The sequence below is a fragment of the Pseudoalteromonas sp. SMS1 genome (genome assembly GCF_021530565.1).
Lineage (GTDB): Bacteria > Pseudomonadota > Gammaproteobacteria > Enterobacterales > Alteromonadaceae > Pseudoalteromonas.
Window position 1 is genome coordinate 26,671 of record NZ_JAKGBI010000024.1, and the last position, 14,184, is coordinate 40,854.

At 45.9% G+C, this 14,184-nt stretch carries 12 protein-coding genes; 4 read left to right on the forward strand and 8 right to left on the reverse strand.

Annotated features, from left to right (window positions below; translation table 11 throughout):
* Window positions 1-196: 196 nt before the first annotated feature.
* Together L1286_RS20730 and L1286_RS20735 are read right to left on the reverse strand one after the other, a co-directional pair.
* Window positions 197-961 (reverse strand): SDR family NAD(P)-dependent oxidoreductase, encoded by a 765-nt coding sequence (locus L1286_RS20730; protein ID WP_235408916.1) that lies wholly within the window; start codon window positions 959-961, stop codon window positions 197-199.
* A gap of 214 nt (window positions 962-1,175) precedes the next feature.
* The gene (locus tag L1286_RS20735; RefSeq protein WP_235408918.1) at window positions 1,176-3,122 is read right to left on the reverse strand and encodes an AsmA family protein; all 1,947 of its coding nucleotides are present in this window, start codon (window positions 3,120-3,122) and stop codon (window positions 1,176-1,178) included.
* 333 nt (window positions 3,123-3,455) lie between these two features.
* Here L1286_RS20735 and L1286_RS20740 point away from each other — a divergent pair, with 333 nt between their 5' ends.
* A complete protein-coding gene (locus L1286_RS20740) occupies window positions 3,456-4,622 on the forward strand; it encodes a hypothetical protein (RefSeq protein ID WP_235408919.1) in 1,167 nt (388 codons plus the stop codon).
* A gap of 270 nt (window positions 4,623-4,892) precedes the next feature.
* Window positions 4,893-5,579 carry a TorF family putative porin gene (locus L1286_RS20745; RefSeq protein WP_235408921.1) on the forward strand — a complete coding sequence of 229 codons (687 nt, stop codon included), beginning with the start codon at window positions 4,893-4,895 and terminating at the stop codon, window positions 5,577-5,579.
* Between the two features lie 46 nt (window positions 5,580-5,625).
* Here L1286_RS20745 and purT read toward each other — a convergent pair whose 3' ends face one another.
* The gene (gene purT / locus L1286_RS20750) at window positions 5,626-6,813 is read right to left on the reverse strand and encodes a formate-dependent phosphoribosylglycinamide formyltransferase (protein WP_235408922.1); all 1,188 of its coding nucleotides are present in this window, start codon (window positions 6,811-6,813) and stop codon (window positions 5,626-5,628) included.
* A 95-nt stretch (window positions 6,814-6,908) separates the two neighbouring features.
* Window positions 6,909-7,577, reverse strand: coding sequence for a fumarylacetoacetate hydrolase family protein (locus tag L1286_RS20755; RefSeq protein WP_235408923.1), 669 nt, complete (start codon window positions 7,575-7,577; stop codon window positions 6,909-6,911).
* Between the two features lie 241 nt (window positions 7,578-7,818).
* Here L1286_RS20755 and L1286_RS20760 point away from each other — a divergent pair, with 241 nt between their 5' ends.
* Window positions 7,819-8,496 (forward strand): nitroreductase family protein, encoded by a 678-nt coding sequence (locus tag L1286_RS20760; protein ID WP_235408925.1) that lies wholly within the window; start codon window positions 7,819-7,821, stop codon window positions 8,494-8,496.
* Window positions 8,497-8,514: 18 nt separating this feature from the next.
* Here L1286_RS20760 and L1286_RS20765 read toward each other — a convergent pair whose 3' ends face one another.
* The 3 genes from L1286_RS20765 to L1286_RS20775 are packed head-to-tail and all read right to left on the reverse strand — an operon-like array spanning window position 8,515 to window position 13,118.
* Window positions 8,515-9,558 (reverse strand): efflux RND transporter periplasmic adaptor subunit, encoded by a 1,044-nt coding sequence (locus L1286_RS20765; RefSeq protein WP_235408926.1) that lies wholly within the window; start codon window positions 9,556-9,558, stop codon window positions 8,515-8,517.
* Complete coding sequence (locus tag L1286_RS20770; protein WP_235408927.1) at window positions 9,542-12,826, reverse strand: efflux RND transporter permease subunit; 3,285 nt, start codon at window positions 12,824-12,826, stop codon at window positions 9,542-9,544. Before L1286_RS20770 ends, L1286_RS20765 begins: the two co-directional genes overlap by 17 nt.
* Before the next feature lie 10 nt (window positions 12,827-12,836).
* On the reverse strand, window positions 12,837-13,118 hold the full coding sequence (locus L1286_RS20775; protein ID WP_235408970.1) for an ArsR/SmtB family transcription factor: 282 nt from the start codon (window positions 13,116-13,118) through the stop codon (window positions 12,837-12,839).
* Window positions 13,119-13,231: 113 nt separating this feature from the next.
* On the opposite strand from L1286_RS20775, the gene L1286_RS20780 reads away from it, so the two are divergent.
* Complete coding sequence (locus L1286_RS20780) at window positions 13,232-13,582, forward strand: rhodanese-like domain-containing protein (RefSeq protein ID WP_235408929.1); 351 nt, start codon at window positions 13,232-13,234, stop codon at window positions 13,580-13,582.
* On the opposite strand, the gene L1286_RS20785 is transcribed toward L1286_RS20780, so the two are convergent.
* Window positions 13,579-14,067 (reverse strand): DUF6653 family protein, encoded by a 489-nt coding sequence (locus tag L1286_RS20785; RefSeq protein WP_235408930.1) that lies wholly within the window; start codon window positions 14,065-14,067, stop codon window positions 13,579-13,581. The two genes, L1286_RS20780 and L1286_RS20785, sit on opposite strands and share 4 nt — an antisense overlap.
* Window positions 14,068-14,184: the final 117 nt, after the last annotated feature.

Sequence of the window (14,184 nt, forward strand, 5' to 3'; positions counted from 1 at the left end):
TAGACTTAAACGACTGATGCGCAATTTTCAATCAAAAATATTACATGTTAAACACACTGTTTACAATTATGGGACTCTGTATATTATTTAAGCTATTAAAACGGGGACTTAAGAAAAAACACCGCCAAAAAACTGCAAAATCGGCAATAAAAAATTTCCTGTTCGGTGAATTGTGAGAATGAATTCGCAGCCAATATCAACCAATGTGGTAACCCCCATCGATCCGTAAAGTATCCCCGGTATGATAACTGCCTGCACCTGACATTAAATATATGGCTGCCCCGACCATTTCTTCGGCTGATGCCCAGCGTTTCATCGGTACTCTTAGTCTCTTTATTGACTCAAACTGCCGCTTATCTTGTTTGATATCCGCGTTCAAATCAGTATCCACCCAGCCAGGCATAATACAGTTAACGGTGATTTTATGTGATGCCAGTTCAATTGCTAAAGCACGACATAAACCTTCAACCCCCGCCTTGGCACTGCTGTAATCGGTAAATTGTGCGTTCCCATGCAATGCAGCCAAGCTTGATACCGCGATTAGGCGACCTTCACCATGTGCTTTTAGTGGCCCAATTGCCGCTTGAAACGTATTCATTGTTCCCTCTAGATTCGTACTCAACGTGGTTCGCCATGCCATCCCATCAACTTCATCCAATGCACAACCTGTGCCGCGCCCTCCGGCATTTGCAATACACCCATATAACCCACCCGCCCAATTTGCAGCTTGTTCAAAAGCGGTGGCGACACTGCGTGGGCAGGTCACATCACACGCGACTGGGAGGACACGTTCTGCATGCGCTGAAATTGCCGCACATGCCTGGTGATTGCGCTGCTGATCTCGCGCAGCAATAATGACTTTTGCACCGAATGCATGTAGCCCTTTCGCTAGCGCGAAGCCGATGCCACGATTGCCTCCGGTCACAACAATTGCTTTGTTATTTAGATCAAATAGTTTCATTTCCCTAGAACCTTTTTCAACCACAAGTAGTGCTATTAGTTCATAAATTATGCGAATGAGAAAGTGAGAAAATGTAAACTTAGAGTGTCAAACTTGGTGAGTGGAATATTGGCATTAAACAGCCAGGGCGCTCATTGCTCGGCACCGCTTTGATTGGGTTGACGACACAGTGTCAATGATGACGCTGCGTCGTCAACCATGTATCGCTCAGAAGCTATCCACCAAATAACCCTTTAAACTTGTCTTTTAGTTTATCTTTTACGGCATCTTTGGCTTTGTCTTTCGCTGCACCGCTTAAGTCTAAGCGAGTGTCCACTTTGTGAAATGGACCTTTGATCCGCACGGGTACTTTAAAGCCAGTGCTTTTATCACGACTACTTTGCCCTTCTATGGTATCGACTATGCCCGTTACCAAGCGATAATCTACAAACGTCTTAGGCAAATCAACCTCACCGGAGCCAGTCACACGAATAAGTGGGCTTGCTAGCAATAAATCGGTGTTTCTCCCAACCCCATGATTAAACTTAAAGCTCCCCGTTAGTGCTGAGAAGTCTGTCTTTTGCTCTGGGTCAAAGTCAGCGTTAATGCCCTCAGAAAGGCCTGAAAAATTGCCCTTAAGCATTTCCTGACCTTTACGCACCATTTCGGCCAAATTCGCGCCTTTTACACCGCCATCTTTAAATTCAAAAGCTAAATTGCCATTAAGTCTCGAAACAAACTGCTTCTGGCTAGCGCCTTGAGTCTGCAAGTTCCAATTGATACTGCCTTTACCAAGTACTTTATCAAAGTCGATTGCATCCGAGAGTAATGGCTGCGCATTAATGCCCTGAAGCTTAAAATTTGTTTCAACATGATAAGGTTTTACCGATGCATTGACTGTGATAACACCACTGCCTTGACCATCATAAGCAACAAACTTATCCAACGAAACACGTGCGTTTCCTTGATTGAGGCGCACAGATAATTGGTTTTCACCTAACGTCACGTTGCGCGCTTTTAACCCCGTTGACCTTACAACGAGATGGGCGTCAAGTTGACCCAAAGCCGACAGATCGATTTCACTGTCATCCCATACAATAGGCTGAGCGGGTGCATTCTCTTCTGAAGGTGCTTCAGTGGCCACGACCGGTTCTGGTAAGTATGGATTTAAATCCAGCATGCCCAAATCTACATTCGCTGTGATAGACAAACGCTCTTTGAGTTCAACCTGTGCACTGCCCGTTATTTTCAACTCATCCAATGCGGCACTCAGGCTTTCTAAACTAAAGACATCGTCAGCAAACTGCATCGACCCTTTCACTTCGAATTGATTGAATGCATTGTCTTTCGCCTCTAGAGTAACTTTTTGCCACTGAGTGAGTGCTTTAACAGAGTCTCCCGCTAGCACCAGCTCACCTTTGAAGCGCTGTGCCTGGTCTAAAACTTCGCCATTGAAATCAAGATTGACCAGTTCGTTACGCAAGGTTGTAACAAACTTAAAGTCTTCACTCTGAATTGCTTGGGCTGGATTATCGACAGTGAGCGCGATATTAAATTGCTGGTTTTGATAGGTAACGGCGCCTTCGACCATTAAAGCTTGATAGAGAGAAGGTAACATGACACTCAGTTTCAAGTCCGAGAGTTGCTGCTTCGTGCCAGCTTGTGCGTCTTGATAAGTGACCGTCCCACCGTAGATAGCGACTTCACCCAACGCAATATCAAATCCAGAGGGCAATTGTGTCTTCCCACTAGCTTGTTGTGAAGAAACTTGCGCTGAGTTTGGGGTCGCGGAAGTCGGAAATAACTGCCAATTTGGCTGACCTGCCGCATCGACTTCAAGCAAAATTTGCGGGTTCTTTATGACAAATTGCTCAAGCTTAAACTCTCCGGATAATAAAGAAACCCAAGGGATATGCACCGCAAGTTGTTCCATTGTCAACATGTGCGGCTGACTACCTGACGGCATATTCGCGAACTCAACATCATTGAGTGTAATATTCAGTTCAGGAAAAACGGATAACTCGCTATCTCCAGTAATGGCCAACGTTCGACCCGTCGTTTTCTCTACTTGTGATGTTATCTGTGACACAATCGTGTCCGTTGGGATCAGTAGGGGCGCAAGAATTATCAATCCAACGAGTAATACTAAAATTCCCACAACACCTTTCAAAATTGCCTTCATTGACCATCCTTCCACTGAAATAAACTTATATGCATTATCATAGCGAGGTGAATAAAAAACCACAAAAAAGTCGTCATTTGTGGCGTCATATTATCTTTATAGTGCAGCGATTGGGGGTTGTTTAAGCGCCCTCTCCAATCACGGTAAAATGACGAAATAGATCAAAACAATACCTTCGAATCCTCCTTTACTCAAGAAACACCAAAAAGAACCTAAAAAGCACATTGCAACTGCGCTGGATCTAGGTATGATCCTCGCCCTTGCCAGTTTAATGATCAATTCGCTAAACTGAATAGTCTAGATTTTAACCTAACGTTGGAGAATCCCCGCAGCATGAAAAAGTTGCTCATATCACCGTCAAATATGGCTTTGGGCGAACAAGAAAGTCAGATTTATCAAAATATTTTAAAGCAATCGACTGAGATCAGTCTCAACTTGATGGCTGTAAAGGTAGAAAATCACCCAGAGGACTTCCTGGGTTGGTGTTATGAATTACTCGATGTAGCTAAAAATCGTATCAACTTTGACCTACTGGACGACCACCAGCTACCGACGGTTAAAAAACTGCAAGACTTGTTGATTTCAGCCATCAGCTTTTTGCAGGTCAAAACCCTGAGAATTGCCCCTTGGCCAGTGATCAGTGAGTTTATTGCGGGACGTCAAGCACTGCTCGCGCTTGAAGAGCAGATCAAACTGATGGATTACATTGCAACGCTACGCGACACTCCGCTAACAGACATGATTGTTGAAGACCGCTTAGCTTTTGCAGGTAAACACACCGCGAAGCATGATGTCAGCGTCTACCAGTTTGATGTTGAGTGGTTTGGTTCAACTAAAAGTGCAAAAGGGTTTCATCAACAGTTAGCTGATTTACCGGCGCTTTTCGATCAGGCATTGGCACATATTCCGCTTGAAGGTCCGGTAAGTGAAACCGACTACCAAGCATTTATGATTGCGTATTTGGAAGCATTCAATGGCAGTGATGAAAAGCCAACACTGGCGCCTGCCACGCGGTTACTTGCAATGCGTCGCCCTGACGTCTTCACGCCTATCTCAAACAATCGTTTGGATGCGCTATGCCAAGCATTAGGCATAACACGATTGAGTAACCGCGATTTTGAAAGGTACTGGGTCGATATTGTTCAGACAATTGCGAAAATGCCTTGGTTTGCCATGGCCACAGAAACCAATGAGCTTGAAGGTCAACTGATTCCAATTAAAGCCCTATTGCCAACTTTTTTCTATTACGCAGATAAAGATACGGCAATCTCTTCTAACTACTACAAATTATTGCACAAACCAAAGCGAACTAGCACCGCGTCAGGCAGCAGAACCGTTAAGCGTAGTAAAGAGTCAGCAGCAACCTTGGTGGATAGAGCCCTGAGTGATGAAGCCATTCCTGAGCATATCAAAGCAAAACGTGACTCTATCATCTCAGAAGTAGAAAAAGGACGCAGTGTGGATGAAACTATTCAATTAATGCGCACAATTTTCGGTTAATCGACAGGGATAACCTGCCTAAAAACAGTGCAGGTTATCCAAATACGCACCACCTAAGTGCAACCTATCTGTGTGTCTCCCTTGCACATGGCCACATCCTGCTATAATTATCGTTTTCAATTTCAATCAGATATTAAAAATCTCACGCAGCTTTTTTGTACTGGCGTAAAGATTGCGTTTGCAGGGGACTGTTGATCTTTTTGCTGCGCCTAAAAGTTCAATGGCCCAAAGTTCAAATTACAAATTTTTCTGTGCCATATAGGAACCATTATGACAAATAAAGCTTCACTTATTGCTTGCACCTGTTGTGCGCTATTTAGCGTCGACCTATTCGCCGCCAGTGAACATAGCGTCACTGCGAACGTGGCAGCCAGTTCAAATTACTTCTGGCGAGGCATTACTCAATCAGATGACGGCGCCGCTGTGTCAGGTGGCATTGACTATAGTAACGAGTCTGGGTTTTATATCGGAACCTGGGCCTCGAACGTTGACTTTGGAGAGACTTCCAGCACCAGCTACGAGCTAGACTTGTATTTGGGTTTTAGCGGCGAAATCCAAAAAGTACGGTATGACCTTGGTTATATCCATTACGCCTACCCCGATGCGTCGGGAGATATCGATTTTGGGGAAGTGTACGCAGCGCTCGGTTGGCGGAATGTGGATTTTAAAGTGAGCTATATGACACATGCGCAAGATGGCAGTAGCACTGAAGAAGACATGTTGTACATTGAGCTCAACGCAAGTTTTCCCGTATTCAAAGGGTCAGAATTAGGTGTACATATCGGAAACTCTCGTGGAGATACCGTTATGGAATGGACCGGTGAAGATGACAGCTATATGGATTATGGCATCAGCCTAAGTAAAGATGGCTACACATTTGGGCTAGTTAAAACAGACTTGGATGCGGATGACGATGTCAAAGTATATGTCAGCTACGCATTAGATTTTGACCTGTAAGGTTAAGTTGCTGCAAAACCAAAGGGCCTATTGGCCCTTTATATCGTTATAGCTTAACGCCAATTGTTGAGCTGACCTGCTTCGCTATCGCAACTGCGGAATCAATATCCTCAGCCCGAGCAAGGGCAACCCCCATTCTACGCACACCCTGTACTTCTGGTTTACCAAATAAACGAAGATCGGTATTCGGCACAGACAATGCTTCTGCGACATGGGTAAACTGTAGTGCTTGTGAACTTCCCTCTACTAAAATAACACTGGACGCGGAAGGTCCGTTAAAATGGATATTAGGAATAGGTAACCCCAGCACTGCACGGGCATGTAACGCAAACTCGCTAAGGTGCTGTGAAATGAGCGTCACCATACCGGTGTCATGCGGTCGCGGAGAAACTTCACTGAAATAGACCTCATCACCTTTGATGAACAGCTCCACACCGAATAACCCTCTCCCACCTAATGCATCCGTTATCTTACCTGCCATCTCTTGGCTGCGTGCCAACGCGATATCACTCATAACCTGTGGTTGCCAACTTTGCTGATAATCACCATTCGCTTGCACATGTCCTATGGGTTCACAAAAGCTGGTGCCATCAACATGTCGAATCGTCAACAAGGTGATTTCGTAATCGAAGTCAACAAAGCCTTCTACAATCACCCGGCCTTTACCCGCTCGACCGCCCTGTTGGGCATATGTCCAAGCAGCCTCAATATCAGACGCGTGCTTCACCACACTTTGACCCTTACCGGATGAGCTCATGATCGGCTTTACGACACACGGCATGCCAATTTCAGCAATGGCGGCTTTGAAGTCGGCCAAGTTATCGACAAATTGATAAGCAGATGTTGCCAACTGCAGCTGCTCAGCAGCAAGGCGTCGGATCCCCTCTCTGTTCATCGTTAACTGTGTGGCCTTTGCGGTAGGTACAACGGTAAAGCCCTGCGCTTCCAATTCGACCAATTTGTCTGTCGCGATCGCCTCTATTTCAGGCACAATGAAATCTGGTTGTTCTTGTTCAATGATCTCTGCGAGTCTCTCGCCGTCTAGCATGGATAAAGTATAACTACGATCAGCAACTTGCATAGCTGGTGCATGTTCATATCTATCCAGTACAACGACCTCTGCACCGAGGCGTTTGAATTCAATCACCGTTTCTTTACCAAGCTCCCCGCCTCCACAAAATAATATTTTGCATGCCGTGTTGCTAAACGGTGTTCCTAGCAATTTTGTTTTCATAACGTTTCCTGATTCGCGTAATCTCACAGCGATATAGCCTACGTGGAGCCACCCCATTGCGTCCAGTGCTAATCCAAAAACATCGTCTGCCCGACTTAAACTTGCTTGACTACCTTGCTATGAAATACAGTTGCTGATTCTCCTAATTGCAATTTGAGTTGATCACCGACATTAAGTGGGCCAACCCCCTCAGGTGTTCCAGTCATCACAATGTCTCCCGGATGCAAAGTAAAAAACTGAGTGATTGCCTTAAGCAACATTTCTAGATTGAAGATCATATGTTCACTGTTGCCCTGCTGCCTAAGCGTGCCATTTTGCCAAAAGCGGTAAGTCAGCCCGGCGTGCAGCTGCTCTTGTGTTACAGGGATAAATGGAGTAATACAGCCACTGCCATCAAAGGCTTTGGCCACCTCCCAAGGATGGCCTTTTTGCTTCAACTGCGCTTGCAATTCCCGCAGTGTCAAATCAAGTCCCAAACCGACCCCAGCAATGTGCCGGAGTGGCTCCGTACTGTCACAATGTATTGTGCTACCAACTAATAGTACCAGTTCAGCCTCATAGTGGTGCGCACCTCTCTTTGAGTGAATAAAGATATCAGGGCCAAACTCACATAGCGCACTGGCCGGTTTCATAAACAATAAAGGACGACTTGGCACAGGGTTGTTCAGCTCTTTGGCATGCGCCACATAATTGCGCCCAACGCACACCGCTTTACCCACAGGCAAATTCATCGTTGCTTCTGATATCCACTTATGTTGGTACATATACGTTCCTTACATCACCGTTTTGTATAGCAAATACTACGTCAAATATAATAGAAAACAGAATGTTATATATCCATACTCATTATACACTCCAGTTATTTAGCAACGTGCTAAGCAACATAAGTAAAGTTTTTTTGCCACTCTCTATGGACAAATATGTTAATAAAAACAACCAAAAAGTTGAAACCTTTATAATCACAAGTTATAAAAAATGAACTGCAAGTAACTAGGAACCTCAACCATGAAGGCCCATGACAATATCCCACTGACGGACTTTATTGAATATTCGCCACAAGAAATGCAACAGCGTGCTGATGAAAACCTCACCCTCATGAAACGACGCCATACCATTCGTAGCTTTAGCAATAGACCAGTGCCCAAAGAAGTGATTGAGACTTGTATTCAGACCGCAGGACTAGCACCGAGTGGGGCAAATCACCAACCCTGGCATTTTGTCGCCATTCACAGTAGTGAAATAAAAAAGCAGATCCGAGACGCTGCAGAGCAGTTAGAACGATCATTTTATGAGGGCCGCGCGGGAGACGAATGGCTTGATGCATTAGAGCCACTAGGTACTGATGCACAAAAACCGTATCTTGAGCATGCCCCTTGGCTTATCGCTATTTTCACCCAGAAAAAAGGGGGGATCCATGCCGAAGATAAAAATACTAACTACTATGTGCATGAATCAGTGGGTATTGCCACAGGGTTTTTAATTCAATCTCTCCACAATGCAGGGTTGGCAACACTGACACATACACCTAAGCCTATGAGCTTTTTAACCGAAATTTGTCAGCGAGATAGAGACAATGAACGCCCCTATATGCTGTTGATTGCAGGCTACCCAGCTGACGATGCAACCGTGCCTGAGCATGCGTTAGTGAAAAAGTCGCTTGATGAAATTGCTTCTTTCATTTGATGGACATGAGATATTGGCTTATATTGCCAATATCTCACCCTCATTCAGCCCTGATATTACTACCACGTTTTCACCGTAGTTGGGTCCTAAACGAATGAGCCTTCGAGACTTCACGCCAGTCTCAATAACATCGACCATATTCAACTGCCCCGCACGCTTCACCAACTTACGTGGGATCAGCACCCGTTTCACGGTTTGCGCAGGCAAGTAAACTTCAGCATACATACCAGGTTTGATGCCCGTGGGTGTCACAACATCCAACTTTATTAAAAACTGCCTTGCTAAGTTATCTGCAACGGGCACAATTTCACTAATTTTACCCTTAAGCGTGTGCGCTGTAGCACCAACTCTGACGGCCAGCTCGGCGCCAATTTGTAATTTCCCGACTAGACTGGCGCCCACTGAAGCTGAAATTTGCAAACTGGCAGGATTAAACAAGTCCACGACCGGAGTCCCTGGCGTCACCATATCACCCGGCTCGGCCAAACGCTCTACCACCACACCAGAAATAGGCGCCACAATCTGCGTATATCCCAGCGCAACCTTCGCACCTTTCAATTGCTCTGCCAGTGCCGTGCGTCTCGCACTTAATTCATCAACACCGCTTTGCCAATTGTCCACTTGATCTCTCGCCACTAAGCCCCTGTCTAACAACGCGCTCACGCGACTTAATTGCTTTTGTGCTTGTGCCAACTGAACTTCATTGGCGTCGCTTTGTGCGCGAATTTGTTTTACCGTTGCTTGCAACTGTTCATCAGCCAAAGTGGCGATAACCTGACCTTGTTTAACCACTTGTCCCGCTCGCACTTCTACCGACTTAATTTGCGCCAGAATGCGGCTCGCTACTCTGGTATTCTCTTGTGCTGATACCATCGCACTGAGGGTATCTTGCAACTCGATCGCCTGCGCCGTTACTAAGTAACGCTCCCCTTTGTACAACTGAGAGGGGGCCAAATTAATGGGCCGAAGTTTATCCTCAAAGGCGCCGGTAAAAACAGCGAGCGTCAAAACCAAAGTACAGAGCGCGGTAATGGCCACCACTTTTTTATGAACCAGTTGCATGCTTGCTCTCTCCTCTGGCTTCGTCATTAAATACCAAATAGTACACCACTGGCACCACCACCAAAGACAGCAATGTGGAGGCCAAAGTGCCAAAAATAATGGCCAGTGCTAAGCCACTAAATACAGGGTCAAAAATAATCACAACATTACCTAACATAGTGGTGCCTGCAGCTAATAAAACAGGCCGCATTCTCACCTCACCCGCTCGGCATAGCGCCTCTACTATCGCTACGCCCTGCGCCATTTGTTGGTTTACAAACTCAATTAAGATCAGACTATTTCGCACCACAATACCCGCTAGCGCTATCATGCCTATCATCGCTGTTGCAGTAAATAACACTGGATCCGGTGCCCCTGCAATACTGCGTTCACCGAATTGGTTCAACAGCCAAAAACCCGGCATAATGCCAATCATTGTCAACGGAATAGACGACATGATGATGCCAGCCAATGCACTCGAAGCCGTCTGCAAACGTAAAATTAAAAAGATAGCGCACAGGGCAAACGCAAATGCAATGCCCATATCCCGAAAGACATCAACAGTGATACGCCACTCCCCCTCTCCTGAGAAGGTATAATAGGTACCTTCTGGCATTTGCCACCCGATACCTGCGCCACTGCTCAAAAATGTTCTTTCAAACCACGCTTTAACCTGTGTTTGCTCGCGGCCTTCATCGCGAACTATGTCTGCAATTACAGCTGCTGGGACACGCCCATTTAGCTCCGCTGTCACATAAATTACTTCCGCCAAATCTTTTCTATGGATGGGCCGCTGCGCAGCAATTGATTGCCACTGTCCCAGCTCATAAATGGGTACTAAGGGTCGCGCAGCGTCTTCTAGCGCACTGTTTGAAGATGTTTTAGATAACTCATCGCGGCCACGCACTTGTAGTGCATTTAATTCGGACCATCGATTGCGATCTTCATAGGGCATTTGAAGTTCAACCTGTAATGGTTCTGCCTCATAAGGTACATGCAATAAGCCAGCCTCAACGCCAGCGCTGGCGATTTGTAATGTTTGATTCACGTCCTGCGTGCCAATCCCTGACAACGCGGCTTTGCGCTTGTCTAACACAAAGCGGTGAACGTGTGTTTGTGCTGCGATACTAGTATCGACATCGAGCACATGAGCTTCTTGACGCAAGCGATGGGCCAATGTCATGGCAGCTTGCCGCTGCAAGTCACTGTCAGCAAAGATATCTGCTTTGTAAACCTCAGCAACCAAGGTAGACATCACAGGAGGGCCCGGTGGCACCTCCACGACCTTAATATGCCCCCCCTCGTGCACCAAGGGAGCCAGTAACGCTCGCATCCGCAACACTACTTCATGAGATTGATGTTGGCGAAGGTTTTTATCAATCAACAACACTCTTAAATCCGCTAAGTGACTACCATGGCGTTGGTAGTAACCTCGTACCATGCCATTAAAATCCATACTAGATGGCGAACCCACATAAGCCGCAACCGAACTAACCTCTGGTATCTGCCAAAGTTGATTTTGTACACTGTGTGCCATACTTGCGGTGTATTCAAGACTACTCCCCTCAGGTAAATCAATCAGTACCTGAACCTCATTTTTGTTGTCAAAGGGCAATAGTTTTAATGGTACTGCGCGCATCAATGGCAAACTCACACTCACCAGAAAAGCACCAAGTATCAGCCATAGTAACCATTTTGTTTGTCTCGGCTTAGATAATAACCGTACTAGCAAACGGCGATAGCCACTGGTGTCAACTTGAGGGCTCGGTTGCTCTTCAACATCTGCACTGCGCAATAATTTCATCGCCAACCAAGGCGTAATAAAAAGCGCAACCAAGGTCGATATCACCACACTCAGTGGAATGTTAAATGCCATTGGAGCCATATAAGGCCCCATCATCCCTGTGATAAATCCAAGCGGAATAAACGCCACAATGATTGTTAGCGTTGAGATCAGCAGCGGTGTTTTCACCTCTTGCATCGCCAACGTCACGACTCTCGGTTTATTACCTCTGCGATTGACAAAACGAGTAATATTGTCCATGCCTGTGATAGGATCATCCACCAGCAAACCTAGCGCCAATATCAGCGCAAACAGGGTTACGCGATTGATGGTGTATCCAAAAACATAACCGATAATCAGGGTAAGCCCGTAGCAAATTGGAATCGCCAACCCAACCACAATAGCAGGGCGCCAGCCAAGAAACACGCCAACAAAAACGATCACACTTAGTATCGCAAATGCCAAGCTGGCTGTCAGATTATCGACTTTATCATCCGCCGTTTGCCCATAATTTCGCAATATTTGATAACTCACCCCATCTGGAAGCATCTGTGCTTCAATCTGTGCCATCTTTGCTAACACTTGCTGCGACACGGTGACTGCATTACTGCCGCGCTGTTTTGCCACACTAATGGTGACCATCGGTAAGCTGTCACGACTTCGGCTCCGTGCTAACCATTGATATTGTGTCGGCTCACTGGGGCCATCGTTGACCGTTGCTACATCTGTCAAATAAATCTGTTTACCGTTGATCACATTAACCACAAGGTTTTGTAACTCCGCCACGCTGCGCAGCACATCACCGGTTTGCAATTGCCACTGAGCCTTACCCGCAACAAACGCCCCTACTTGTTGCAACTGATTGGCATGTTGAATGGCGTTAAAGACATCTAACGGCGTAGTATGGTGGGCAGCCAATGCTATGGCGTCTAACTCAACCTGTACTTGGCGTTTGCGACCTGCCAATACTTTGACTTCGTTAGTATTGGGGATCGTTTGTAGTTGAGTTGACACCTCTTGCGCTATACGTGTTAACTCATAGTCGCTATAACGTTCAGGATCATGACTAAACACGCCCAGCATGAGCATCGCCACATCATCCACTTCAACAGGCTTTATTTGCCAATTCGACACCACGTTTGCCTTGCTGTCTTCATTGGCATAAAGCTTCGTGTACGTATTCAGAATGGCACGCTCTCTGTCCTCACCGACTTCAAAGCGCAACGTCACCCGCGTTTTACCCGTAACCGTTGTGGAATATACATGCTCGACCCCTGGAATTTGCATCAACAATTTTTCCAAAGGCTCAGTGACTAACCTCGTTACTTCGGGCGCATCCACATTTGGCACTTCCACATGAATATCCAAAATCGGCACTGTGATTTGTGGTTCTTCTTCTCTCGCCGTATATTGCAGCGCAAATAACCCCAAGACAACACTGACAAGCAACACATAAAGTGGCATACGACTTAGCAATACCCGCCGACTTATTGATGCAAACATCATTAATCCTCAATTAAGCTTGGCAAAACAGTTCGTATAGCTTTTCAAGCATGGCAGCTACCTGATCATCGACAACACGGTAATAAATGGTTTGACCCGACCGTCGTGTTGCCACCACTTGCGCCTTTCGAAGACCCGCCAAATGCTGCGAAAGCGCAGATTGAGCCAACGGTACCCGCGCATTCAACTCGCTCACACTCATTTCAGATTGTTGTAAACAACATAAAATCATCAAACGATGCTTGTTGGCCATTATTTTTAACAAAGCCTCAGCTTTTGCCGCACTCTTTGCCATATCTTGTGGGGTCACTTATATACTCCCTGACATTATTCTGGCTGCGAGTATAGATATTTACATTAGAAATGTCTAATATTAGATTTTACTAATATAAATTTGGAGAAAGTCATATGCTTATTTCATCACACTCTTTAGTTCAATCGGTTAAGGGATCACTCAGGTGCATCGGGGCAGAGCGAGCAAAAGACGAGCTAACGGCAGATCAGACTGTCCTCATTGATGTACGAGAGCCCCATGAACATCAACAACAGGCGCCTAAAAATGCCATCAATATACCGAGAGGCCTGATTGAATTTATATTGCCAAAAAAAGTGCCCAATCCAGACGCAGCATTATTTGTTCACTGCGCAATAGGGGGAAGAGCTGTGTTGGCTGCAGAACAATTGCATCGACTTGGATATACCAATGTCACCGTGATTGACGCATCCGTGGCAGAAATTTGCGACGTCATAGGCTGCTAATTCTTTTGTTCAGCTGCCATCACCTCTCGAGATAGCCAAACCATCCTATCTAAGAACCAAGTTTTGGTGAGGATCAATCCCACGCCACCCATGCAGGTGCTGATAGGCTCATGGAAAAATAGCCCGATGGCACACAGCAAGGTAAAAACAGCCAGCAGTATGGCGATAGTATTGAGCACGGGTTCATGATGCGTGGCTACTTTTTCCCGTTGATAAATTAAAATACGCTCACCTATTACGCACCTTGATGCCCAATTGTCTGTCTTGGCCGGTTTTTTAAAACACCTTGGATTTAACCAAATCCATAATAAAACGACAATTAACGTTGGCCAAAACCATACTTGCAAGGCTTCACGCCACCATAAGCAAGCCAACAATAAGGGCAAACAGCTGTATCTTGTCCAAACACTCCATGGATTGGCATGGCGCGCCCATACTTTTTCGTCCATAGCAAAATACTTGGCTGCGAAATGTGCAAGCTTCACTTTGGTATCTCCCCACGATTTACTTAGCTCAAAGCGTAACGCGAAAGTTCACATCAGACTGTTTAAAAATGTAGCGACAGCCCAACATTTATTGACGCTTTTGGAAAACTCGCTAAC

Coding starts and splice junctions, on each gene's coding strand:
- L1286_RS20730 (WP_235408916.1), bottom strand. CDS start 961: ATGAAACTATTTGATCTAAATAACAAAGCAATTGTTGTGACCGGAGGC.
- L1286_RS20735 (WP_235408918.1), bottom strand. CDS start 3,122: ATGAAGGCAATTTTGAAAGGTGTTGTGGGAATTTTAGTATTACTCGTT.
- L1286_RS20740 (WP_235408919.1), top strand. CDS start 3,456: ATGAAAAAGTTGCTCATATCACCGTCAAATATGGCTTTGGGCGAACAA.
- L1286_RS20745 (WP_235408921.1), top strand. CDS start 4,893: ATGACAAATAAAGCTTCACTTATTGCTTGCACCTGTTGTGCGCTATTT.
- purT (WP_235408922.1), bottom strand. CDS start 6,813: ATGAAAACAAAATTGCTAGGAACACCGTTTAGCAACACGGCATGCAAA.
- L1286_RS20755 (WP_235408923.1), bottom strand. CDS start 7,577: ATGTACCAACATAAGTGGATATCAGAAGCAACGATGAATTTGCCTGTG.
- L1286_RS20760 (WP_235408925.1), top strand. CDS start 7,819: ATGAAGGCCCATGACAATATCCCACTGACGGACTTTATTGAATATTCG.
- L1286_RS20765 (WP_235408926.1), bottom strand. CDS start 9,558: ATGCAACTGGTTCATAAAAAAGTGGTGGCCATTACCGCGCTCTGTACT.
- L1286_RS20770 (WP_235408927.1), bottom strand. CDS start 12,826: ATGATGTTTGCATCAATAAGTCGGCGGGTATTGCTAAGTCGTATGCCA.
- L1286_RS20775 (WP_235408970.1), bottom strand. CDS start 13,118: ATGGCAAAGAGTGCGGCAAAAGCTGAGGCTTTGTTAAAAATAATGGCC.
- L1286_RS20780 (WP_235408929.1), top strand. CDS start 13,232: ATGCTTATTTCATCACACTCTTTAGTTCAATCGGTTAAGGGATCACTC.